Below are 24,337 nucleotides of genomic sequence, written 5' to 3' on the forward strand. Positions count from 1 at the left end.
CAGTGATTGAAGACCACGAGTGTGGAGGCAAAAGAGCAGATCGAGGTCCAGGCGGCGCAGGCGCCTGCCCGTGCCTACGCCCCGCTTCCCGACGTCGCCGACGAGATGGTCGACACGCAGGGTGACGTGCGCCCGGTCTGGCGGCATTTCCTCTCCGCGCTCGAACGCATGGACGAGACGGACCTCGCCGGCCGCTTCGCCCGCGCCGACCGCTATCTGCGCGATGCCGGCGTCTTCTATCGCGCCTATGGCAAGGAGGCCAACAGCGACCGCGCCTGGCCGCTTTCCCATATTCCCGTGCTCATCGACGAGGCCGAGTGGGAGGATCTCGCCCGTGGCCTCACCCAGCGCGCCGAGCTGCTGGAAGCCGTCGTCGCCGACATCTACGGCAAGAACGAACTGGTCGCCAACGGCCTGCTGCCGCCGGCCCTCGTCGCCTCCAACAGCGAATTCCTGCGCCCTCTCGTCGGGGTGCAGCCGCATGGTCAGCATTTCCTGCATTTCGTCTCCTTCGAGATCGGCCGCGGCCCCGACGGCAACTGGTGGGTGCTGTCCGACCGCACGCAGGCACCGTCAGGCGCCGGCTTCGCGCTGGAAAACCGCGTCGCCACGACGCGCGCCTTCTCCGATGTCTATGCAGCGACCCACGCACACCGCCTCGCCGGCTTCTTCGGCGCGTTTCGCGAGACACTGCAGGCCGAAAAATCGGCCGAAGACCGCATCGCCGTCCTTACACCCGGCCTTGCCAACGAAACCTATTTCGAACACGCCTATATCGCCCGCTACCTCGGCTTCATGCTCCTGGAGGGCGAGGACCTGACGGTCGTCGGCGGCAAGGTCATGGTGCGCACGGTCGCCGGTCTGAAACCCGTCGGCGTGCTCTGGCGCCGGCTCGATGCCGCTTTCGCCGATCCGCTAGAACTCAACCAGAACTCCCATATCGGTACGCCCGGCATGGTCGAGGCGCTGCGCTCCGGCTCCGTCACCTTCGTCAATGCGCTCGGCGCCGGCATCGTCGAGACGCGCGCCATGCTCGCCTTCCTGCCCAACATCTGTCGGCAATTGCTCGGCGAGGAGCAGCGCCTCCCCTCCATCGCCACCTGGTGGTGCGGCCAAAAGGAGGAGCGCGAGCACGTCGCCGCCAATATCGAGCGCATGGTCATCGGCCCGGCCTATTCCACGCGCCCGTTCTTCGACGACAACGAACAGTCCGTGCTCGGCTCGACGCTGCGCGACACGGCCAAGCAGTCGATCGCCGAATGGCTGGCCAGCGACGGCACCAAGCTGGTCGGCCAGGAGGCGGTGACGCTCTCCACGACCCCGGCCTTCGTCGACGGCAAGCTGGTGCCTCGGCCGATGTCGCTGCGCGTCTTCGCCGCCCGCACCCGCGACGGCTGGCAGATCATGCCCGGCGGCTTCGCCCGCATCGGCGCCGGCGACAACGTCTCGGCCATCGCCATGCAGGAAGGCGGCTCGGCGGCAGACGTCTGGATCGTCAGCCGGAAGCCCGTCGAGCGCACATCGCTCCTGCCGGCCGAGGAAGTCTTCACCCGCAACATGCCCGGCAGCCTGCCGAGCCGCGCGGCCGACAACCTCTTCTGGCTCGGCCGCTATATCGAGCGGGCAGAAGGCGCATTGCGCATCCTGCGCGCCTGGCACGGCCGCTACGCCGAATATGCCGATCCCGAGCAACCGCTCCTGAAGGATGTCAGCGACTATCTCGAAGCGCTCGACATCGACACGTCGGAAGCCGTGCCGTCGACCCTCATCCGCAGCATCGACAGCGCCGTCTTCTCCGCCAGCAATATCCGCGACCGTTTCTCGCCGGACGGCTGGCTCGCCCTCAACGATCTGGCGAAAACCGCGCGACGCTTCCATGTCAGCATCCAGCCGGGCGACGACGCGACGCGCGCCATGACCGTGCTGTTGCGAAAGCTCGCGGGCTTTGCCGGTCTCGTGCATGAAAACATGTACCGCTTCACCGGCTGGCGCTTCCTCTCCATCGGCCGCTATCTTGAGCGCGGCCTGCACATGACGCGCCTGCTCGGCCACATGTCCGGCGAGGATGCGCCCGACGGCGCGCTCGACATGCTGCTGGAGATCGGCGACAGCGTGATGACCCACCGCCGCCGCTACAATGTGGCGACCGCGCGTCTCACCGTCACCGACCTGCTCGCGCTCGACCCGCTCAACCCGCGCTCGATCCTCTATCAGCTGAACGAGATCAAGAACGAGGTCGAGCAGCTGCCGAACGCCTATTCCAACGGCCAGATGTCGCCTTTCTATCGAGAGGCCATGCGCCTTCACGCGGGGCTGGCGGTGATGACGCCGGAAGCGATGACGGATGCGGTCTACCAGCGCTTCGAGGCGGAGCTCGAAAAGCTCTCGGACATTCTTGCGCAAACCTATCTGAGCTGAGCGAAGGGGAGGCGCGCAAACCATGCTCTACGACGTCAACCTTCATATCAGCTATCTCTACGACACGCCGGTCTCCGGCGGGCGGCACATCGTGCGCGTGCTGCCGCTTTCGATCGGCGGGCGTCAGCGGCTCGTCGCCGGCACGGTGGGCGTCACGCCCGGGCCGGGCGAACGGGTCGATCACAACGATTTCTTCGAAAACCCGATGAGCGCGATCCTCTTTCGCAACGCGCATGAACGGCTGGATATCCGCATGCAGGCGCGCGTGCATGTCGACGTGCCGGAGCCGGCGGCCGACTTTTCACCGCGCGTGGCGAATCTGCCGGAGGATATCGCCGGCTACTGGTCGCTCGATGCCGGCTCGCCGCACCACTATACGGGTCCAAGTCCGCGGCTGAAAGAATGCCCTGATATCGCCGAATACGCCCGCTCGATCGCCAAACCCGACATGACGGTCCGCGCGATCGCAGCGGCGATCTGCGCGCGCATCCACAAGGATTTCACCTACGATCCGAAGGCGACGAATGTCGATACGACCCCGCGCGAAGCCTTCAAACTAAAGCGCGGCGTGTGCCAGGATTTTTCCCATGTGATGATCGTGGCGCTGCGCAGTCTTGGCATTCCCGCCGGCTATGTCAGCGGTTTCCTGCGCACCATCCCGCCGCCGGGCAAGGAGCGGCTGGAAGGGGCGGACGCCATGCACGCCTGGGTGCGCTACTGGTGCGGCCGGGTGAACGGCTGGATGGAACTCGACCCGACCAACGACATCCCCGCCGGCACCGACCATATCGTCGTCGCCTATGGTCGCGACTATGCGGATGTCGCCCCCGTCATCGGCGTGCTCAAGGGATACGGCCAGCACAAGACGAGCCAAGCGGTGGACGTCATTCCGGTGCGCCAGACGGCATGAAATCCCGATTGGAAACAGCGGGAAATGCCGGAATTTCAGGGTCGGTAGAATTTTACGAAAACTATACCACGGCTTCGAACCGTTAAATAACACTTCATTGCTAGCTTCTGCCCACATTATGAAGATGGTGGGTGAAGTCTCATGACGACGAAGACTGAAAAACGGAGCCTGTTCGCGCGGCTCATCGGCGACCGCTGCGGCAATTTTGCGATGATGACGGCAATCGTCTGCCCGCTTATCCTGGCGGCCGGGGGCGTGGCGATCGATCTCACCAATATCGTGATGACGCGAGCGAACTTGCAGGACGCCGCCGATTCGGCAGCGCTTGCCGCCGCATCGGCGCTTGCCAACGACGCCAAAAGCAAGGCCGAAGCCAAGCTGCTCGCCATGCAGTTCCTCAAAACGCAGATGTACGGCGGCACCGGCGGCAACGTCGATCCTTCGGACAACGGCGCAAGTGAATTCGAATCGGGCACGCAGATCTCCATCACGGAGACGGCCATGCTCGGCAACGGCAAGTCCTTCAAGGTGGACATCTCCACCAAGCACACCCTCAACTTCAATGCCTTCACGCGGCTGCTCGGCCAGAAATCGACGGAACTGAAGGCGAAGAGCACGGCCGAGAGCGCGACGGAATCGAAGAACGCCCTCTCGATGTTCCTGGTCCTCGACAAGTCCGGCTCGATGGCCTGGATCACCAACGAGAAAGACAAGACGCTGACGTCCTGCATCAACTGGACGGAACAGAACTGGGGCAACACCAAGACCAAGGCGACAAGCCCCTGCTATGTTTCCAAGATGGCCGCCCTGAAACTCGCGGTCGCCAGCCTCTTCACGCAGTTCACCATCGCGGACCCGACGAACACCTTCGTGCGCACGGGAACCATCGCCTACGATTCGACAACCTATACGCCAAGCGAACTCACCTGGGGATCCACGACGTCGCTCGCCTATGTCAACCTGCTCAAAGCGGATGGCGGCACCGCCTCGGGCAATGCGACGAAAATCGCATACAACAAGCTGATCGCCGCGTCGGAAAACACCGCGCACAAGGCCAAGAACGGCCAGGTGCCGACGAAGTATCTCGTGCTGATGACCGATGGCGCCAACAATTCGTCCGCCGACGACACCAGCACCAAGGCCACCTGCGTCAGCGCCAAGGCCGCAGGCATCGAAGTCTACAGCGTCGCCTTCATGGCGCCGACCGCCGGCCAGAACCTGCTGAAGGCGTGTGCAACGGACACCTCGCATTACTTCGAGGCCGAGAACATGGCGGCCCTCGTCGCAGCCTTCAAGGTGATCGGCGAGCGCACGTCCGCCGTGGTCTCCCGCCTGACGAAATAATTCGCGTCCCACGCCGAAAAACCGAACCCGCTGCGTCGAACGCAGCGGGTTTTTTAGCATTTTCGCCGTGTTTCAGACATGTCGAAAATGCATGGGGCGTTTCTTGAAAAGGCATATTGCAAGCGCTTCGGATAGATGCATAAATTGATTTAAACGCGATTTCGCACGAACGAACGCATTGAATGCGAGGGGGCAAAGTTCACCGATGATGAACCGGGTTACCAACAACGATCTCGCACCCGCCCTACGATCCTCGGATGTCGAACAGCTCGCGACGGAGCTTCTAGAACGCCTTAAATACCGCATCGGCAAGGACCCGAAAGTCGCCAAGCCGCATGACTGGCTGACCGCGGCAATCCTGGTCGCACGCGATCGCATCACCGACAAGTGGATGGACAGCACCCGGCGCACCTACGCGACGGGCGCAAAGCGCGTCTATTACCTATCGCTCGAGTTTCTCATCGGCCGCCTTATGCGCGATGCGATGACCAATACCGGCATCATGGACGAGATGCGCCAGGCGCTCGCCATGCACGGCGTCGATATCGACGTCATCGCCGAACTGGAACCGGACGCGGCCCTCGGCAACGGCGGCCTAGGACGCCTTGCCGCCTGTTTCATGGAGAGCATGGCGACGGTCGATGTCCCGGCCTACGGCTACGGCATCCGCTACGTCCACGGTCTTTTCCGCCAGCAGATGGCCGATGGCTGGCAGGTGGAGCTGCCGGAGACCTGGCTCGCCCACGGCAATCCTTGGGAATTCGAGCGCCGCGAAAGCTCCTACGAAATCGGCTTCGGCGGCGGCGTCGAGACGATCAATATCGGTGAGGACAAGCAGCGCTTCGTCTGGAAGCCGGCCGAGCGCGTCATCGCGACGGCCTATGACACGCCCGCCGTCGGCTGGCGCGCCAAGCGCGTCAACACGTTGCGCCTGTGGGCGGCAAACCCGATCGATCCGATCCTGCTCGAAGCGTTCAATGCCGGCGACCACATCGGCGCGCTGAAGGAAAGCAACAGGGCGGAAAGTCTGACACGCGTTCTCTACCCGGCCGATGCAACGCCCGCTGGCCAGGAACTGCGCCTGCGCCAGGAATTCTTCTTCTGCTCCGCCTCGCTGCAGGACATCCTGCGCCGTCATCTCCAGCAGTATCCTGATTTCACGTCCCTGCCGGATGCCGTCGCGATCCAGCTCAACGACACGCACCCCGCCGTCTCCGTCGCCGAACTCGTGCGTCTCCTGACGGACGTACACGGACTGGATTTCGACGTCGCCTGGGATATCGGTCGCCGCACCTTCTCCTACACCAATCACACGCTTCTTCCCGAGGCGCTGGAAAGCTGGTCCGTGCCGCTGTTCGAGCGGCTGCTGCCCCGCCACATGCAGATCGTCTACGCGATCAACGCAAAGATCCTTATCGAGGCCCGCAAGGAAAAAGGCATCGAGGACGAGCGCATCCGCAACATCTCGCTGATCGAGGAATCGGGCGAACGGCGCGTGCGCATGGGCAATCTCGCCTTCGTCGGCTCCCATTCGATCAACGGCGTGTCGGCGCTGCATACAGAGCTGATGAAGGAAACGGTCTTCGCCGACCTGCACAGGCTCTACCCGGACCGTATCAACAACAAGACGAATGGCATCACGCCGCGCCGCTGGCTGATGCAGTGCAATCCGGGTCTGTTCAACCTCATCCGCGAAGCCATCGGCGAAGGCTTCATGGACGACGCCGAGGCGCTGAGCGCGCTCGACGCCTTTGCCGACGACAAGGATTTCCAGACGCGTTTTGCCGCGATCAAGCGGGAGAACAAGAACCGTCTTGCCAATCTTGTCGGCAGCCGCATGGGCGTGCGCATCGACCCTTCGGCGATGTTCGACATCCAGATCAAGCGCATCCATGAATACAAGCGCCAGCTCCTCAACATCATCGAGGCCGTGGCGCTCTATGACCAAATCCGCTCGCACCCCGAACTGGACTGGGTCCCCCGTGTCAAACTCTTCGCGGGCAAGGCGGCGCCGAGCTACCACAATGCCAAGCTGATCATCAAACTCGCCAACGACGTGGCGCGCGTGATCAACAATGATCCTTCCGTGCGCGGCCTGCTCAAGGTGGTCTTCGTGCCGAACTACAACGTGTCGCTTGCCGAGATCATGGTTCCCGCCGCCGACCTTTCCGAGCAGATCTCGACCGCCGGCATGGAAGCCTCCGGCACGGGTAACATGAAGTTCGCGTTGAACGGCGCGCTGACCATCGGCACGCTCGACGGGGCCAATGTCGAGATGCGCGATCATGTCGGCGAAGAGAACATCGTGATCTTCGGCATGACGGCGGAGGAAGTGTCTAAGGTGCGCTCCGAGGGACACAATCCCCGCGCCATCATCGAGCAGTCGAAGGAATTGTCGCAGGCGCTCGCCGCGATCTCGTCCGGCGTCTTCTCGCCCGATGACCGCAACCGTTTCGCCGGCCTGGTCGATGGCATCTATAATCACGACTGGTTCATGGTGGCGGCCGATTTCGACGCCTATGCCAAGGCCCAGCGCCAGGTCGATGGCATTTGGACGGACAAAACCGCCTGGTATTCGAAAACCATCCGGAACACTGCCCGCATGGGCTGGTTCTCCTCCGACCGCACCATTCGCCAATACGCCAAGGAAATCTGGAGGGCCTGATGACCGCACCGCCAAACAAAGGCACGACGGAACAACCGTCAGATCTTCTGGCGAAGGCGGACATCGACGCGATCTTGGAAAGCCGGCACTGGGACCCGTTCGCAGTGCTGGGTCTTCACGCGACCGGCGACAAGTACATCGCCCGCTGCTTTCTGCCGGGTGCAGCCGAAGTGACGGCCGAGACACTCGCCGGCAAGGCCATCGGCGATCTCAAGCAACTGCACGAGGCCGGCATCTTCGCCGGCGAGATTTCAGTCAAGAAACTGCAGCCGATCCGCTACCGCGCCCGCAATGCGGACGGCGAGTGGGTGGTGATCGATCCCTACAGCTTCGGCCCGGTGCTTGGGCCGATGGACGACTATTACATCCGCGAGGGCTCGCACCTGCGCCTGTTCGACAAGCTGGGCGCCCACCCGATGGCGCTCGACGGCATCGAGGGGTTCCACTTCGCCGTCTGGGCGCCGAATGCCAAGCGCGTCTCCGTCGTCGGCAACTTCAACGAATGGGACGGACGGCGCAATGCAATGCGCCTTCGCCGCGATACCGGCATCTGGGAGATTTTTCTCCCCGGCATCACCGCGGGCCACGCCTACAAATACGAGATCGTCGGCATCGACGGCGAAGTCCTGCCGCTGAAGGCCGACCCGTTCGCGCGCCGCTCGGAGCTGCGCCCCAACAATGCCTCGATGACGACGGGTCCGATTAACCAGAAATGGGAAGACGAGGCGCATCTGCAGCATTGGGCGACCACCGATGCCCGCCGCCAGCCGATCTCCATCTACGAGGTCCATGCCGGCTCCTGGCAACGTAACGACAGCGGCGACTTCCTCACCTGGGACGAGCTCGCCGACCGGTTGATCCCCTACTGCGTCGACATGGGCTTTTCCCATATCGAGTTCCTGCCGATCTCCGAATTCCCTTTCGATCCGTCCTGGGGCTACCAGACGACCGGCCTTTATGCGCCGACCGCCCGCTTCGGCGAGCCCGACGGCTTCGCCCGCTTCGTCAACGGTTGCCACAAGGTCGGCATAGGCGTCATCCTCGACTGGGTACCGGCGCATTTCCCGACCGACGCCCATGGCCTCGGAAAATTCGACGGCACCGCGCTCTACGAGCACGAGGATCCGCGCCAGGGGTTTCACCCCGACTGGAACACCGCGATCTACAATTTCGGCCGTGCCGAGGTTCTGTCCTACCTCATCAACAACGCGCTCTACTGGTCGGAGAAATTCCATCTCGACGGCCTGCGCGTCGATGCGGTCGCCTCGATGCTCTACCTCGACTATTCGCGCAAACACGGCGAATGGGTGCCGAACGAATATGGCGGCAACGAGAACCTCGAGGCGGTGCGCTTCCTGCAATCGATGAACAGCCGGGTTTATGCCGCCCATCCCGGCATCCTGACGATCGCCGAGGAATCCACCTCCTGGCCGAAGGTCTCGGCGCCCGTGCACGATGGCGGCCTCGGCTTCGGTTTCAAGTGGAACATGGGCTTCATGCACGACACGCTGCAATATCTGTCGCGCGAGCCGGTGCACCGCAAGTTCCACCACAACGACATGACCTTCGGCCTGCTTTACGCCTTCACGGAAAACTTCGTGCTGCCGCTCAGCCATGACGAGGTCGTGCACGGCAAGGGCTCGCTGATTGCCAAAATGGCCGGCGACGACTGGCAGAAGTTCGCCAACCTGCGCGCCTATTACGGTTTCATGTGGGGCTATCCGGGGAAGAAACTGCTGTTCATGGGGCAGGAGTTCGCCCAGTGGCAGGAATGGAGCGAGGCCAAGTCGCTCGACTGGAACCTGCTCGAGTACCCGCTGCACGAAGGCATGCGCCGGCTGGTGCGCGACCTGAACGGCACCTATCGCCGCAAGGCTGCGCTGCATGCGCGTGACTGCGAGGGCGACGGCTTCGAATGGCTGATTGCCGACGACCGCGAGAACTCGGTCTTCGCCTGGCTGCGCAAGGCGCCCGGCGAAAAGCCGATCGCCGTCGTCACCAATTTTACCCCTGTTTACCGCGAGAACTACGGGGTGCCGTTGCCGGTCGAGGGCCGGTGGCGTGAAATATTGAATACCGACGCCGAGATCTACGGCGGCAGCGGCAAGGGGAATGGCGGTGCCGTTCAGGCAAAAAAACACGCCGATGGAAGAATTACAGCCAACATCACGCTGCCGCCCCTGGCGACATTGATGCTTGAGCTGGATGCGTGACGGAGCGGTTCCAGCGAAAACACGCAACGATGTCGCTGGAACCGTGTGAGACAAAAGACAATCGGGAGGAGACCCTATGGAGCAAAAGCGCATTCAACCCCTCGCCCGTGACGCGATGGCCTATGTTCTCGCTGGCGGACGCGGCAGCCGCCTCAAGGAACTGACCGACCGGCGCGCAAAGCCGGCCGTGCATTTCGGCGGCAAGGCGCGCATCATCGACTTCGCACTCTCCAATGCACTCAACTCCGGTATCCGCCGCATCGGCGTCGCCACCCAGTACAAGGCGCACTCGCTGATCCGCCACATGCAGCGCGGCTGGAATTTCTTCCGCCCCGAACGCAACGAGAGCTTCGACATCCTCCCCGCCTCCCAGCGCGTCTCGGAGACGCAGTGGTACGAAGGCACCGCCGACGCCGTCTACCAGAACATCGATATCATCGAGGATTACGGCGTCGAATACATGGTCATCCTGGCCGGCGACCATATCTACAAGATGGACTACGAGCTGATGCTCCAGCAGCACGTGGATTCCGGTGCGCAGGTGACGATCGGCTGCCTGGAAGTGCCGCGCATGGAAGCGACCGGCTTCGGCGTCATGCATGTCGATGACAAGGACCAGATCATCGCCTTCGTGGAAAAGCCGGCCGATCCGCCTGGTATCCCCGGCAATCCCGACATGGCGCTTGCCTCCATGGGCATCTACGTCTTCCACACCAAATTCCTGATGGACCTTTTGCGCCGTGACGCGGCCGACCCGACGTCGAGCCGCGACTTCGGCAAGGACATCATTCCCTACATCGTGCAGAACGGCAAAGCCGTCGCCCACCGCTTCAACGCATCCTGCGTGCGCTCGAATTTCGAGCGCGAAGCCTACTGGCGCGATGTCGGCACGATCGACGCCTACTGGCAGGCCAATATCGACCTGACCCACATCACCCCGGAACTCGATATCTACGACAGTTCCTGGCCGATCTGGACCTTTGCGGAGATCAAGCCGCCAGCCAAATTCGTGCATGACGACGAGAACCGCCGCGGGTCGGCAATCTCCTCGCTTGTCTCGGGCGATTGCATCATCTCCGGCGCCTCGCTGAACCGCAGCATGCTGTTCACCGGGGTCAGGGCGAATTCCTATTCCCGCCTGGAAGGGGCCGTCGTGCTGCCGAATGTCATGATCGGCCGCCATGCCAATCTCAAGAACGTCGTCATCGACAGCCGCGTGATCATCCCCGAAGGCCTTGTCGTCGGCGAGGATCCGGAGCTCGATGCCCGCCGCTTCCGCCGCTCGGAAAACGGCATCTGCCTCATCACCCAACCGATGATCGACAAGCTGGAGCTCTAGCCGGGTCATGAACATCCTTTCGGTGGCATCCGAAGTATTCCCGCTCATCAAGACGGGAGGCCTCGCCGACGTCGCCGGCGCGCTGCCGATCGCGCTTGCCGGGCATGGCATGCATATGCGCACGCTCATGCCCGGCTATCCCGCGGTCATGCAGCGGCTCGGCAAGGTCGAGGTGGTCGCCGGTTTCGACGACCTGCTCGGCGAACCCGCACGCATTCTCGCTGCCACGCATGAGGGCCTCGATATCCTCGTGCTCGACGCGCCGGCCTATTACGACCGGCCGGGCGGTCCGTATGTGGATGCCACAGGCAAGGATTTCACCGACAACTGGCGGCGCTTTGCCGCGCTCTCCTTCGCGGGCGCCGAAATCGCCCGCGGCCTGCTGCCCGACTGGCGGCCGGATATTGTGCATGCGCATGATTGGCAGGCGGCGATGACCGCCGTCTACATGCGCTATACCGGATTGCAGCACATTCCCACGGTCCTCACGGTGCACAACCTCGCTTTCCAGGGCCAGTTCGGCGCCGATGTCTTCGAGGGGCTTGCGCTGCCGCCCGAGGCCTTCACCATGGACGGGCTCGAATATTACGGCGATGTCGGCTACCTCAAGGGCGGGCTGCGCACCGCCTGGTCGATCACCACGGTCAGCCCGACCTACGCGCACGAAATCATGACGGCGGAATACGGCATGGGCCTCGAGGGCCTGATCAATGCCCGCGGAACCGATCTCGTCGGCATCGTCAACGGCATCGACACCGCCGTCTGGAACCCGGAGACCGACGCCAACATTGCCCGCCCCTATGCCGCCGGCTCGCTGAAGCAGCGTTCCGTCAACCGGCAGGCCGTCGCCGAGCGCTTCAGCCTGGAGGACGACACCGGCCCGATCTTCTGCGTCATCAGCCGGCTGACCTGGCAGAAGGGTATCGATCTGATTGCGGAAATCGCCGACTGGATCGTCGAACAGGGCGGCAAGCTTGCCGTACTCGGCTCCGGAGACCAGGCGCTGGAAGGCGCTCTGCTGGCCGCCGCCTCGCGCCATCGCGGCCGCATCGGCATCGTCATCGGCTATAACGAGCCGCTGTCCCACCTCATGCAGGCCGGCAGCGACGCCATCCTCATCCCGTCACGCTTCGAGCCCTGCGGCCTGACCCAGCTCTATGGCCTGCGTTACGGCTGCATTCCCGTCGTCGCACGCACCGGCGGCCTTGCCGACACCGTCATCGACGCCAACGAGGCGGCCCTTTCCGCCCGCGTCGCCACGGGCTTCCAGTTCACGCCCATCAATGCCGACGGGCTACGCCAGGCACTACGCCGGGTGTTCAAAGCCTATAACGAACCGAAAATCTGGGGTCGCATCCAGAACCAGGGCATGAAGTCAGACGTTTCCTGGGAAAACAGCGCCGCGCGCTACGCCGACCTCTATTCCAGCCTTCTTTCGCGAGTGTAAGCAATGACCATCAAGACCGTCTCGACCACGCCCTATAGCGACCAGAAGCCCGGCACGTCGGGCCTGCGCAAGAAGGTCCCCGTCTTCCAGCAGAAGAATTACGCGGAGAACTTCATCCAGTCGATTTTCGACAGCCTGGAAGGCTTTGCGGGCCAGACGCTGGTCATCGGTGGCGACGGCCGTTTCTACAATCGCGAAGTCATCCAGCTCGCCATCAAGATGGCGGCCGCCAACGGCTTCGGCCACGTGCTGGTCGGCCGCGGCGGCATTCTTTCGACGCCCGCCGCATCGAACGTCATCCGCCAATACAAGGCCTTCGGCGGCATCGTTCTCTCGGCCAGCCACAATCCGGGCGGCCCGACGGAAGACTTCGGTATCAAGTACAATATCGGCAATGGCGGCCCGGCACCGGAAAAGATCACCGACGCGATCTTTGCGCGCACAAACACCATCGACAGCTACAAGATATCCGATGCCAGCGATCTCAATCTCGACCTGGAAGGCAGCCATGAGATCGAGGGCATGACGGTCACGGTCATCGATCCCGTCGCCGACTATACCGAACTGATGGAAAGCCTGTTCGATTTCGACGCGATCCGCCAGCATCTGGCCGGCGGCTTCCGCATCGTCTTCGACGCGATGAGCGCCGTCACCGGCCCCTATGCCAAGGAGATCCTGGAAAACCGCCTCGGCGCCGCCAAGGGCTCGGTCCTCAACTTCATGCCGTTGCCGGACTTCGGCGGCCACCATCCTGATCCTAACCTCGTGCATGCCCGCGCGCTCTACGAGACGATGATGGCCGATGATGCGCCGGATTTCGGTGCTGCCTCCGACGGCGACGGCGACCGCAACCTGATCATCGGCAAGGGCATCTTCGTCACCCCCTCCGATAGCCTGGCGATGCTTGCCGCCAACGCCCATCTGGCGCCCGGCTACGCCAAGGGCCTTGCCGGCATCGCCCGCTCCATGCCGACCTCGGGTGCGGCCGACCGCGTCGCCAAGAAACTTGGCATCGGCATCTACGAGACGCCGACCGGCTGGAAGTTCTTCGGAAACCTGCTCGACGCCGGCCTCGCGACGATCTGCGGCGAGGAAAGTGCGGGCACCGGTTCCAACCATGTGCGCGAGAAGGACGGTCTCTGGGCCGTGCTGCTCTGGCTGAACATCCTCGCGGTGCGCAAGGAAAGCACGCTTGCCATCGTCGAGCAGCACTGGGCGACCTATGGCCGCAACTACTATTCCCGCCACGATTACGAGGAAGTCGACACCGAAGCGGCGAACGGCCTGATGGCCAACCTGCGCGATCAGCTCGCCACGCTGCCCGGCAAGTCCTTCGGCGCGCTCATCGTCGAGACCGCGGACGATTTCGCCTATAACGACCCGGTCGATCAATCCGTCAGCAAGAACCAGGGCATCCGCATCCTCTTCGTCGGCGGCTCCCGCGTCGTCTTCCGCCTCTCCGGCACCGGCACGTCCGGCGCGACGCTGCGCGTCTATATCGAACGCTTCGAGCCCGATGCCGCGCGCCACGCCATCGACACGCAGGAGGCGCTGGCCGATCTCATCGCCGTTGCCGACGAGATCGCCGGCATCAAGACACGAACCGGCCGCAATGAACCAACGGTGATCACCTGACATGACCATCACCGCCCCCTCCTTCGCACCGGGCGCCACGCTCTCCGGGGACGGGGTGGAATTCGCGGTCTATTCCCGCGATGCCGCCCGCGTCGAACTCTGCCTATTCGACAATGACGGCGCCAAGGAACTCGCCCGTCTCGCCATGGGGCGAGACGAAAGCGGCTTCCACCGGGTCTTCGTCGAAGGCGCCACGGAGGGCACGCGCTACGGTTTTCGCGCCGACGGCATCTATTCGCCGGACCATGGCCTGTGGTTCGACCCCGCGAAGCTGCTGGTCGATCCCTATGCCAAGCAACTGGACCGCGCCTTCCGGCACGATGGCCGCCTTGCCGTCTTTAGCATCGACACGGCGGATATCGTGCCGAAGGCGGTCGTCGTCAGGGACCGGCCCGTCGCGATAGAGCCGCCGATCTTCCGCCCCGGTGGCTTCGTCTACGAGGTCGCCGTACGCAGCTTCACCATGCTTCATCCCGAGGTGCCCGAGGCGATGCGTGGCACTGTCGCCGCGCTGGCCCATCCCGCCGTGCTCGCCCATCTGAAACGCCTCGGCGTCGATGCCGTCGAACTGATGCCCATCACCGCCTGGATCGACGAGCGCCACCTGCCGCCGCTCGGCCTTTCCAACAGCTGGGGCTATAATCCGATCGCCCTGATGGCGCTCGACCCGCGCCTCGTGCCCGGCGGCATGAAGGAACTGGCTGACACGGTCGCAGCCTTGCGTGCCGAGAACATCGGCGTGATCCTTGATCTCGTCTTCAACCATTCCGGCGAAAGCGACCGCCATGGTGCCACGCTCTCCATGCGCGGCCTCGACAACCTCACCTATTACCGCCACGTGCCGGACCGGCCCGGCGAGCTGATCAACGATACCGGCTGCGGCAACACCATTGCCGGCGAACACCCGGTCGTGCGCCAGCTCGTGCTCGACAGCCTGCGCCATTTCGTGCGCCATGCCGGCGTCGACGGCTTCCGCTTCGACCTCGCCACCATTCTCGGTCGCGAGGCGGACGGCTTTTCCGCCGGCTCGGCCCTGCTGTCGGAAATTTGCGCCGATCCCCTGCTGAAAGACCGCGTGCTGATCGCCGAACCCTGGGACATCGGCCCCGGCGGTTACCAGCTCGGCAATTTCCCCACGCCCTTCCTGGAATGGAACGACCGCTACCGCGACGACACCAGAACCTTCTGGCGCGGCGACAGCCACCGCCTCGGCGCCTTCGTCACCGCCTTCGCCGGCTCATCGGATATCTTCTCGCGTCACGGCGGGGAGGAGACGCGCAGCGTCAACTTCCTCGCTGCCCATGACGGTTTCACCCTGATGGATCTCGTCTCCCACACCGTGAAGCACAACGGCGCAAACGGCGAGGACAATCGGGACGGCCACAACGAGAACCACTCCTGGAACAACGGTGCGGAGGGCGCCACGACCGATGGCGCCGTGCTCTCTGCCCGCCGCGCCGATGTGAAGGCCCTCATCTCCAGCCTCTTCCTCTCGCGCGGCACCATCATGCTGACGGCCGGCGACGAGGGCGGCCGCAGCCAGGGCGGCAACAACAATGCCTATTGCCAGGACAATGCGATCACCTGGATGCACTGGGACCGGCTGGATGATGGCTTGATCGAACACGCGGCCATGCTGTCGACGATCCGCAAGCGGTTTCCCGCCCTTTCCGAAACCGCATTTCTGCGGGACGGCGATGTGGAATGGCTCACACTTTCCGGCCACCCGATGAGCGTCGCCGACTGGGAAGCCCCCTTCAACGGCACGCTGCTGGCCCTTTTCAGGACGGCGGATCTTCAACAGCAACAGAGCGTCCGCCTCGCAATCGCCATCAACCGCACGCACGGTGAGCAGGCGCTGGCTCTGCCGCCCTCCGAAGGGCATGGCTGGGTAAGCCTCATTTCCGTCAACCAACCGCCCGTCGGCCTGCTTTTTCCCCGCAGCGTCGAGATTTTTGTCGAAAAATACTGAAATTCATTGCCCGGACAAAACGTCTTCGTAGAAAGGCCGCGAATCGAACGGCAGGAAAGCCCTATGCCCGCAGACATACATCTGAAAGATATTTCCGCCCTCGTCGCCACGGAACTCGGCCTGTCGCGCTGGTTTACCGTCGACCAGACCATGATCGACCGCTTCGCCGTGGCGACGGAAGACCATCAGTTCATCCATACCGACCCGGTGCGCGCCGCTGCCGAAACCCCGTTCGGTGGCACGATCGCCCATGGTTTCCTGACGCTCTCCCTGCTGTCGGCGATGAACTACGATTGCGTGCCGCGCATCATCGAGCAGACGATGGGCATCAATTACGGCTTCGAGAAAGTGCGCTTCATGGCGCCGGTGAAGAGCGGGGCGCGTGTGCGCGGCCGTTTCGTGCTCGCCGAAGCCCGCTTCAGGGGCGCCGGCATGGTGACGATCCGCTATGACGTATCCGTCGAAATCGAGGACGAGACCAAGCCGGCACTGACGGCCGACTGGATTACCATCATCCAGTTCGATCCCAAGGATCGACCGGAGGACGTGTGAAGGTCCGTCCTGCCGCGGCCGAGGACCTGCCGGTCCTTCAGGCCTGCGACTTTTCCTTCCTCGTGACGCGCGAGGCCATGCCGCCCTACAAGGGCGACTGGCTGGCGCATGCGCGGCCGGTCGAACCCTATCCCAAGAGCTACGGCTTCGATCCGGCGGAGTTGGAGGAGACCTTGTCCGCCGAAGACGAGGCGTTGTTCGTCATTCTCGGCGATGAGACACCCGTCGGCTATCTGGCGCTGTCTGTGGGTTGGAACCGCTTCGCCCTCATCGACGATATCGCCGTGGATGCCGAATGGCGCGGCACGGGTGCAGCGCAACGGCTGATGCAGCAAGCCATCCAGTGGGCAGGCGAAAAAGCCCTGCTCGGCATCCGGCTGGAAACACAGACGAATAATGTCGCAGCCTGCCGCTTCTATCTGCGCCAGGGTTTTACCCTCGGCGGCTTCGACCGGCACCTATACGAAGGGCTGTCCCCCGGCACGCGGGAGACAGCCCTGTTTTTCTACCGCTTTCTCTGAGATCAGAGACCGGCGTCTTCCGCGCCTTCGACCAGCATGCCGAAGGCATAGGGCGAGAACGAGCGCCAGCATTCGACGCGGTAATCCTCTTTCCCCGTGCGCAGCAGCACGATCTCGATCTTGCCAAGAACGGTGCGGGCCGCGGCACCCACCGGGAAGACCGAGGTGCCGAGATCAAGCGGGCAGGCCGCGGCGATGGCGGCCGCAGCGTCAGGACCGGAGACGAGGATCGTCGTGTTGCGGTGGGAAACGTCGGTCGCCGAATGCAGCGCAGAGACGCCCGAGGCGATGCCCAACAGGTCCGCGCCATTCTCGTCGATCAGCAGCCATTCGTCCGGGCCAAGCCAGAGCGCGTGACGGCCGGTGACGGAGGCCGAGGTTTTCGGGCGCTGCGGCAGTTCGAGACCGAAGGCCAGCGACAACGTGCCGATGGCATCCGAACCGGCGCGCAGCGCCAGGCGGGTTGCGGGGCCGGCGGGCGTAACGCGCGCACCGGAGGAACCACCATGACGGCCGGCGAGCGGCGCCTTGCGAAGAGCTTGATCAGCCATTGAGGCGTCCTCCTTCCTTGTCCACAAAGACCATTTCACTGACCTCGACCGCAATCGTGCGGTCGGGCATCGGCACGTAGAGCGTCTGGCCGAGACGCGCCTGACCACCGGCGACGAGCGCCATGGCAATCGACCGGCCGCAGTTTTCCGACCAGTAGGACGAGGTCACATGGCCGAGCATCTTCATCGGCTTGGGCTCGTTCGGATCGGCGACGATCTGCGCGCCCTCCTCCAGAACCACATTCGGGTCCTTCGTCAGCAGGCCGACAAGCTGTTTGCGGCCTTCCTTGACGAGATCGGGACGCTTCAGGCCGCGGATGCCGACGAAATCCGTCTTCTTCTTGGAGACGGCCCAGCTCAGGCTCGCATCATGCGGGGTCACCGTGCCGTCCGTATCCTGGCCGACGATGATGTAGCCCTTTTCAGCGCGCAGCACGTGCATGGTCTCAGTGCCATAGGCGCAGGCACCGAGCGGTTCGGCACGGGCCCAGATGGCTTCCCACACGGCCTGGCCGTAATCGGCGGGCACATTGACTTCGTAACCCGCTTCACCGGTGAAGGACATGCGGAAGAGCCTGGTCGGCACGCCGCAGATCTTGCCTTCGCGAACACTCATATGCGGGAAGGCTTCGTTCGAGATGTCGATGCCTTCGACCAGCGGCGCGAGGATTTCGCGCGCCTTCGGGCCCTGCACCGCGATCACCGCCCACTGTTCGGTGGTCGAGGTCAGCCAGACCTTGAGATGCGGGAATTCCGTCTGGAGATAGTCTTCCATATGGTTCATGACGCGCGGCGCACCGCCCGTCGTGGTGGTCACATGGAAACGATCTTCCGCCAGGCGACCGACGACGCCGTCATCATAGACGAAGCCGTCTTCGCGCAGCATGATGCCGTAGCGGCAGCGGCCAGGCTTCAGCGTGTCCCAGGCATTGGTGTACATCAGGTTCAGGAACTCGGCGGCATCGGGGCCGACGACTTCGATCTTGCCGAGCGTCGAGGCATCGAACAGGCCGGCAGCGTTACGCACCGTGCGGCACTCGCGGTTGACCGCATCGTGCATCGTCTCGCCCGAACGCGGATAGTACCAGGCGCGCTTCCAGTTGCCGACGTCTTCGAAGACGGCGCCATGCGCTTCTTCCCAGGCGTGCATCGGCGTCTTGCGGGCCGGGTCGAACAGTTCGCCGCGTGAATGGCTGATCAGCGCACCGAAAGTGACCGGCGTATAGGGCGCACGGAAGGTGGTGAGGCCGATCTTCGGGATCTCGCGGTTCAGCACTTCGGATGCGATGGCGAGGCCGTGGATGTTGGACAGCTTGCCCTGGTCCGTCGCCATGCCATTGGTGGTGAAGCGCTTGATGTGTTCGATCGAGTGCATGCCTTCGCGCACGGCGAGGCGGATGTCCTTGGCACAGACGTCGTTCTGGAAGTCGACAAAGGCCTTGACCGTCGTATCGACGCCAGCGCCCTCGGCCGCACCCGCCATGCCACCGGTCCATTCGAAGGCGTTTTCGCCGCGAAGCTCGACCTTGCTGCCGCCTTCATTGCCGGTGGCGCGCGCCATCAGCTCGCCGGCCGCCAGCGATTCCTCGATGGTGGCCTGCAGGCCGTCCGTGCCGTTGCACGAACCGACCGAAAGGCAATCCTGCGCATAGGTGCCCGGCAGAAAGCGGCCGGAGGCGGCGTCATAGGCCACCTTGCCGCGCGACTGCGAGAACAGGTGGACGGAGGGCGTCCAGCCGGCGGACATCAACAGCGCATCGACCGGGATCGAGCGTGCCGAACCGCCACCATTGCGGGCGACCGAGATCGAGGAGACGCGAAGCTTGCCCTTGGTGTCGATGACCGAGTGACCGGTCAGAACCTCGATGCCGAGCTTGCGGGCTTCCGTCAGCACGGCATCGCCGGGCTTTTCGCGGTTATCGACGATGGCGGCGATGGTGACCCCGGCCCGCTTCAGGTCGAAGGCCGCTTCATAGGCAGAATCGCTCGCCGTATAGACGCCGACCTTGCGGCCGACGGCGACGCCGAAATGGTTGAGATAGGTGCGCGCGGCCGAGGCGAGCATGATGCCCGGACGGTCGTTGTTGGCGAACACCATGTGGCGCTCGATCGAACCCGTCGCCAACACGACGCGTTTGGCACGGACCTGCCACAAACGCTCGCGCGGCAGCTTCTTGTCGGGCCTGGTGAGGTGATCGGTGACGCGTTCGACCAGGCCGACGAAATTGTGGTTGTAGTAGCCGAACGCAGTCGTGCGGGTAAGAACGGTGACGTTCTCCATCGCCTTCAGCTTTGCGGCGGTCGCCTGCGCCCAGTCATAGCCGTTCTGGCCATCGATCTTCACCGACAGGTCGTAGTGCAGTGCACCGCCGACTTCCGGCTGCTCGTCGACGAGAATGACGCGAGCGCCAGCTTCAGCGGCGGCAAGGGCTGCGGAAAGACCGGCTACACCGGCACCGGCAACCAGTACGTCGCAATAGGCGTAGCGGCTGGCGTAATGGTCAGGATCCTCTTCCGTCGGCGAAACACCGAGACCGGCGGCCTTGCGGATGAAGGGCTCGTAGACCTTTTCCCAGGCGGCCTTCGGCCACATGAAGGTCTTGTAGTAGAAGCCGGCGGCGAAGAACGGCGACATCAGGTTGTTGATACCGCCGATGTCGAAGGCGAGCGACGGCCAACGGTTCTGCGATTCCACCTTCATGCCGTCGAAGACTTCCTGCACCGGCGCACGCACGTTCGGCTGGCGGCGGGCAGCGTCGCGGGAGACGTCGATCAGCGCGTTCGGCTCTTCCGGACCAGCCGAAAGAATGCCGCGCGGGCGGTGATACTTGAACGAACGGCCGACGAGATGCACGCCGTTGGCGAGCAGCGCGGAGGCGACGGTATCGCCCTCAAGCGCATCGATGGTCTTTCCGTCGAAGGTGAAACGTGCCGTCTTGGCGGGCGTCAGGCGGCCCTGACCGGCAATGCGATTGGCGCCGCTCATTTCGCGGTTCCTTCCGTGGCTTCATAGGTTTCGACGGTTTTCTCGGTGGCGGTGGTCACGCCGGGAATATCCGGCTTCGGTTCACCGGCCTTGTAGCTCCTGTAGAACTTGTCGCTCACCGTATCGCGCGCCGCATTGAAGAAGCGGCCGCAGCCATGGATGTGGCGCCAGCGTTCGAAGATCAGGCCCTTCGGATTGTCGCGCAGGAAGAAGAACTCCTGGAACTCTTCGTCAGAGATGTCGGCCATATTGGTCGGCCGGGCGACGTGCGCGTCGCCGCCGTGGCGGAATTCGAGCTCGGAGCGCTCTTCCTCGCAGTAGGGGCAGTAGATCAGCAGCATTTTTTCCTACCTGTTTAAAGCTCTGGTTCCGTCACGAGCGTGCCGGGGTCCTGATCGCAAAGTCGCTGGCCCATCGTGAAGAAAGGAGCAATCCGGTGAATGAGTTGCTCGGTATCGTCATAGGGGGCCAGAATGTCTGTCACTCCAAAATTGACCATGCTCATCGCAAAGATGTCGACGTCGAGAAGAAAGGCGCGGTTCATGTCGGTTTCGTCGGGAACGAAATAGACCGACCGTGCGCCAAGTATCTTCGTACACCCCAACAAGCCGCTCTCTGCGATGAAGGGCCAGTTCGTCTCGCTCGCCGCCTTGCGGATTTTCTGGAAACGGAAGTCCCCGGCCTCGGGGAAGACGTTTCCGACCGGCATGACGCCGGCCGCCATCAGAAATCCGGCGACGAGCGCGCCATTCATCAGTGTGCCACGGCCGCCGCAGCTGCCTCGTCGATGAGGCGGCCGGTGCGGAAGCGGTCGAGCGTCAGGCCGGCGGCCAGCCGATGCGGCTCGCCCTTGGCGATCAGATGCGCGAACAGATGGGCCGAACCCGGCGTCGCCTTGAAGCCGCCGGTGCCCCAGCCGCAATTGACGAAGAGGTTCTTGACCGGCGTCACGCCCTGGATCGCCGAACGGTCCGGCGTGTTGTCGGTGATGCCGCCCCACTGGCGCATCATCTTGACGCGGCGGAACATCGGGAAGAGCTCGCAGATGGCGTCGAGCGTGTGCGTGATGATCTGCAGGCCGCCGGTCTGGGAATACGAGTTGTACTGGTCCGTACCCGCGCCGATGACGAGCTCGCCCTTGTCCGACTGCGAGATATAGGCATGTACCGAATTGGACATGACCACGCAGGGAAAGATCGGCTTCATCGGCTCGGACACGAGCGCCTGGAGCGGAACGGAGTGCAGCGGCAGCTTGACGTCAGCCATCGAGAGGATGACCGAGTTATGGCCGGAGGCCGAGACGGCGACCTTCTTGGCGCCGATGAAACCCTTCGACGTCTCCACACCGGTGACCGCACCATCGGGGCCGCGACGGATGCCCTTCACTTCGCAGTTCTGGATGACATGCACGCCGCGATCGGAGGCCGCACGGGCATACCCCCAGGCAACGGCGTCGTGGCGGGCCGTGCCGCCGCGGCGCTGCAGGGCGGCACCGTTGATCGGGTAACGGGCGGAGGCCGAGATATCGAGAACCGGCACGAACTCCTTCGCCTGCTGCGGCGTCAGCCATTCGTTGTCGATGCCGTAGAGGCGGTTGGCATGGACGTGGCGCTGGAAGGACTGTTTGTCGTGCACATTGTGCGACAACATCATCACGCCACGCGGCGAGTACATGACGTTGTAGTTGAGATCCTGGCTCAAGCCTTCCCAGAGCTTCAGGGAATGCTCGTAGATGTCCATGCTCTCATCATAGAGATAGTTCGAGCGGATGATCGTCGTGTTGCGGCCGGTATTGCCGCCGCCGAGCCAGCCCTTCTCGATCACGGCGATATTGGTGATGCCGTGCTCCTTGGCGAGATAGTAGGCCGCACCCAGACCGTGACCGCCGCCGCCGACGATGATCACGTCGTATTCCTTGCGCGGCTCGGGCGAGGTCCATTGTGCCTCCCATCCCTTGTGGCCACGCATCGCCTCTCGGGCCACGGCGAAAACCGAATATTTGCGCATCCCGTATCCTCAAACGCTCGCCGGCCGCAGCCGGCTGTTTCCTGCCCCGATAGAAAGCAAATCCTGACGTCTTTCGCCGTATCCTTTGCGACGCATTCAGGCGCACCTTGTACCACATGCGACATGACCGGTGTCGCGTGTTTGATGTTTGCCTTCAAAGCACAGACAAGACAGATCAGCACCCCTATGCACCCGGCCTGCGGGCCTTCAGCTCAAATATCCTTAACAGGCGGCGCTTCGGGCTGGACTTCCCTACCCGCATCTGATATCGGACGCCCCAATTGCCAGCCTGCGGGCTGAGCGAACGCAATCTATTTGCCTGGCGACCTCTGCTCGCAGGCTTACAAAACCAAAGGAACGGGATTCTCGTGCAGGTACTTGTCCGCGATAACAACGTTGATCAGGCTCTCCGCGCTCTCAAGAAGAAGATGCAGCGTGAAGGCATTTTCCGTGAAATGAAGATGCGCGACTATTTCGAAAAGCCGTCTGAGAAGCGTGCACGTGAAAAGGCTGAAGCCGTTCGTCGCGTTCGCAAGCTGGCCCGCAAGCGCGCCCAGCGCGAAGGCCTCGTCAGCGGCCGTCCGGGCGCCCGTTAATCGGACGTCATTTCGACGCTTTCGGATGCAAGACCGGGCGGGGGCGAACATTTCGCCGCCGCCTTTTTTCATGTGACCGGGAAGCTTTCACCGAAGTGAAAGACTTCCCGTGCAATTCCGGGCAATGCCGCTACACTCTTGCCTGAGTTGCTTTCAAGGCTGTAGCGTATTCTTCACGCATGAAGCGTGGAAGAAGCCCATTTTGAGGATTAGCACTTGGACATGGCTGCATCGACCGGGTTCCCGACCAATCGTCTCCCCTCCGCGACCGCCCGTTTGCGCCGCCCCCTGATGGCCGCCGTCGCCGCCACATCGCTGGCACTTCTCCTGACAGGGTGCCAGTCGACCACTTCGACGGACGTCCTGAAGGTCGAGCGCGCCCAGGGTTCGCAGGAGAACATCTCCTCGCTCTCCGCCGTGATTTCCGCCAATCCGCAGGATCCGGAAGCCTACAACGTGCGCGGCTCGGCCTATGGCCGCGCCGGCGAGCATCGCCGGGCACTGGAAGACTTTAACCGCGCCATCGAACTCAAGCCGCGTTTCTACCAGGCTTATGCCAACCGCGCGCTCGTCGAGCGCAGCATGGGCGACCAGGCGCAGGCAGCCGCTGACTACAACACGGCGCTGCAGATCAACCCGAGCTACGACGTCGCCTATATCGGCCGCGGCAATCTCTACCGTCAGGCCGGCCGTCTCGACGAAGCCTTCCGCGATTTCAACAAGGCGATCGAACTCGATACGACCGATCCGCGTGCCTATCACAATCGCGGCCTGATCTATCAGGCACGCCGCCAGCACGACAAGGCGATCGAGGACTTCTCGCGGGCGATCTCGCTCTCGCCGAACTCGGCCGAGCCCTATAACGGCCGCGGCATTTCCTATGCCGCGAAGGGCGACGACGACAACGCATTCCAGGATTTCAACACTGCCATCAATCTCGACGGCAAGCTTTCCGAATCCTGGGCGAACCAGGCGCTGATCTATGAGCGCCGTGGCGAGATGAACAAGGCGTCGAAGTCCTATGCGCAGGCGCTCCGCCTCGACCCGAACTATGCCCCGGCCAAGGCCGGCCTCGCGCGCGCAAAGGGCGGCGCCCAGCCGAGCTGATATCAGGCGCGATGAACGTACATAAAAAAGCCCGCGATCGTCTCGCGGGCTTTTTTTCATTTCGGAGCATTCCG

Annotated in this window: 18 protein-coding genes; 13 read left to right on the forward strand and 5 right to left on the reverse strand. The window is 63.3% G+C overall.

From position 1 onward, the window contains the following. Nucleotides 1-21: 21 nt before the first annotated feature. The 11 genes from MUU55_RS19695 (at nucleotide 22) to MUU55_RS19745 (ending at nucleotide 17,016) form a co-directional block, all read left to right on the forward strand. Entirely contained in the window at nucleotides 22-2,418 is a 2,397-nt protein-coding gene (locus tag MUU55_RS19695; RefSeq protein ID WP_425314208.1) for a circularly permuted type 2 ATP-grasp protein, read from the forward strand. Nucleotides 2,419-2,440: 22 nt separating this feature from the next. Then, complete coding sequence (locus tag MUU55_RS19700; protein WP_244762468.1) at nucleotides 2,441-3,328, forward strand: transglutaminase family protein; 888 nt, start codon at nucleotides 2,441-2,443, stop codon at nucleotides 3,326-3,328. Between the two features lie 141 nt (nucleotides 3,329-3,469). Continuing rightward, nucleotides 3,470-4,672, forward strand: coding sequence for a vWA domain-containing protein (locus MUU55_RS19705; protein WP_244762469.1), 1,203 nt, complete (start codon nucleotides 3,470-3,472; stop codon nucleotides 4,670-4,672). Nucleotides 4,673-4,877: 205 nt separating this feature from the next. Beyond that, entirely contained in the window at nucleotides 4,878-7,337 is a 2,460-nt protein-coding gene (locus MUU55_RS19710) for a glycogen/starch/alpha-glucan phosphorylase (RefSeq protein WP_425314200.1), read from the forward strand. Further along, nucleotides 7,337-9,550, forward strand: coding sequence for a 1,4-alpha-glucan branching protein GlgB (gene glgB, locus MUU55_RS19715; RefSeq protein WP_244762470.1), 2,214 nt, complete (start codon nucleotides 7,337-7,339; stop codon nucleotides 9,548-9,550). Before MUU55_RS19710 ends, glgB begins: the two co-directional genes overlap by 1 nt. A gap of 76 nt (nucleotides 9,551-9,626) precedes the next feature. Then, on the forward strand, nucleotides 9,627-10,889 hold the full coding sequence (gene glgC / locus MUU55_RS19720) for a glucose-1-phosphate adenylyltransferase (protein ID WP_244762471.1): 1,263 nt from the start codon (nucleotides 9,627-9,629) through the stop codon (nucleotides 10,887-10,889). A 7-nt stretch (nucleotides 10,890-10,896) separates the two neighbouring features. Further along, nucleotides 10,897-12,336 (forward strand): glycogen synthase GlgA, encoded by a 1,440-nt coding sequence (gene glgA / locus MUU55_RS19725; RefSeq protein WP_244762472.1) that lies wholly within the window; start codon nucleotides 10,897-10,899, stop codon nucleotides 12,334-12,336. Between the two features lie 3 nt (nucleotides 12,337-12,339). Continuing rightward, nucleotides 12,340-13,971 carry an alpha-D-glucose phosphate-specific phosphoglucomutase gene (locus MUU55_RS19730; RefSeq protein ID WP_244762473.1) on the forward strand — a complete coding sequence of 544 codons (1,632 nt, stop codon included), beginning with the start codon at nucleotides 12,340-12,342 and terminating at the stop codon, nucleotides 13,969-13,971. A gap of 1 nt (nucleotide 13,972) precedes the next feature. Beyond that, on the forward strand, nucleotides 13,973-15,943 hold the full coding sequence (gene glgX / locus MUU55_RS19735; protein ID WP_244762474.1) for a glycogen debranching protein GlgX: 1,971 nt from the start codon (nucleotides 13,973-13,975) through the stop codon (nucleotides 15,941-15,943). Between the two features lie 63 nt (nucleotides 15,944-16,006). Next, a complete protein-coding gene (locus MUU55_RS19740) occupies nucleotides 16,007-16,495 on the forward strand; it encodes a MaoC family dehydratase (RefSeq protein ID WP_244762475.1) in 489 nt (162 codons plus the stop codon). Then, the gene (locus MUU55_RS19745; protein WP_244762476.1) at nucleotides 16,492-17,016 is read left to right on the forward strand and encodes a GNAT family N-acetyltransferase; all 525 of its coding nucleotides are present in this window, start codon (nucleotides 16,492-16,494) and stop codon (nucleotides 17,014-17,016) included. Before MUU55_RS19740 ends, MUU55_RS19745 begins: the two co-directional genes overlap by 4 nt. A 2-nt stretch (nucleotides 17,017-17,018) precedes the next feature. Here MUU55_RS19745 and MUU55_RS19750 read toward each other — a convergent pair whose 3' ends face one another. From MUU55_RS19750 to MUU55_RS19770, 5 genes are read right to left on the reverse strand one after another with little or no spacing between them, the layout of a single operon-like run. Next, nucleotides 17,019-17,567: a sarcosine oxidase subunit gamma gene (locus tag MUU55_RS19750; RefSeq protein WP_244762477.1), complete on the reverse strand. Its 549-nt coding sequence runs from the start codon at nucleotides 17,565-17,567 to the stop codon at nucleotides 17,019-17,021. Then, nucleotides 17,560-20,553, reverse strand: coding sequence for a sarcosine oxidase subunit alpha (locus MUU55_RS19755; RefSeq protein WP_244762478.1), 2,994 nt, complete (start codon nucleotides 20,551-20,553; stop codon nucleotides 17,560-17,562). The genes MUU55_RS19750 and MUU55_RS19755 overlap by 8 nt, the downstream gene beginning before the upstream one ends. Next, nucleotides 20,550-20,894, reverse strand: coding sequence for a sarcosine oxidase subunit delta (locus MUU55_RS19760; protein ID WP_244762479.1), 345 nt, complete (start codon nucleotides 20,892-20,894; stop codon nucleotides 20,550-20,552). Before MUU55_RS19760 ends, MUU55_RS19755 begins: the two co-directional genes overlap by 4 nt. Nucleotides 20,895-20,908: 14 nt before the next feature. Then, the gene (locus tag MUU55_RS19765) at nucleotides 20,909-21,277 is read right to left on the reverse strand and encodes a hypothetical protein (RefSeq protein WP_244762480.1); all 369 of its coding nucleotides are present in this window, start codon (nucleotides 21,275-21,277) and stop codon (nucleotides 20,909-20,911) included. 29 nt (nucleotides 21,278-21,306) lie between these two features. Next, nucleotides 21,307-22,560 (reverse strand): sarcosine oxidase subunit beta family protein, encoded by a 1,254-nt coding sequence (locus MUU55_RS19770; RefSeq protein ID WP_244762481.1) that lies wholly within the window; start codon nucleotides 22,558-22,560, stop codon nucleotides 21,307-21,309. Nucleotides 22,561-22,928: 368 nt separating this feature from the next. Here MUU55_RS19770 and rpsU point away from each other — a divergent pair, with 368 nt between their 5' ends. Both rpsU and MUU55_RS19780 read left to right on the forward strand, forming a co-directional pair. Further along, complete coding sequence (gene rpsU, locus MUU55_RS19775; RefSeq protein WP_244762482.1) at nucleotides 22,929-23,156, forward strand: 30S ribosomal protein S21; 228 nt, start codon at nucleotides 22,929-22,931, stop codon at nucleotides 23,154-23,156. Between the two features lie 222 nt (nucleotides 23,157-23,378). Next, nucleotides 23,379-24,263: a tetratricopeptide repeat protein gene (locus MUU55_RS19780; RefSeq protein WP_425314201.1), complete on the forward strand. Its 885-nt coding sequence runs from the start codon at nucleotides 23,379-23,381 to the stop codon at nucleotides 24,261-24,263. The last annotated feature ends 74 nt before the right edge of the window (nucleotides 24,264-24,337 follow it).

The organism is Shinella curvata (genome assembly GCF_022899935.1).
Taxonomy (GTDB): Bacteria; Pseudomonadota; Alphaproteobacteria; order Rhizobiales; family Rhizobiaceae; genus Shinella; species Shinella curvata.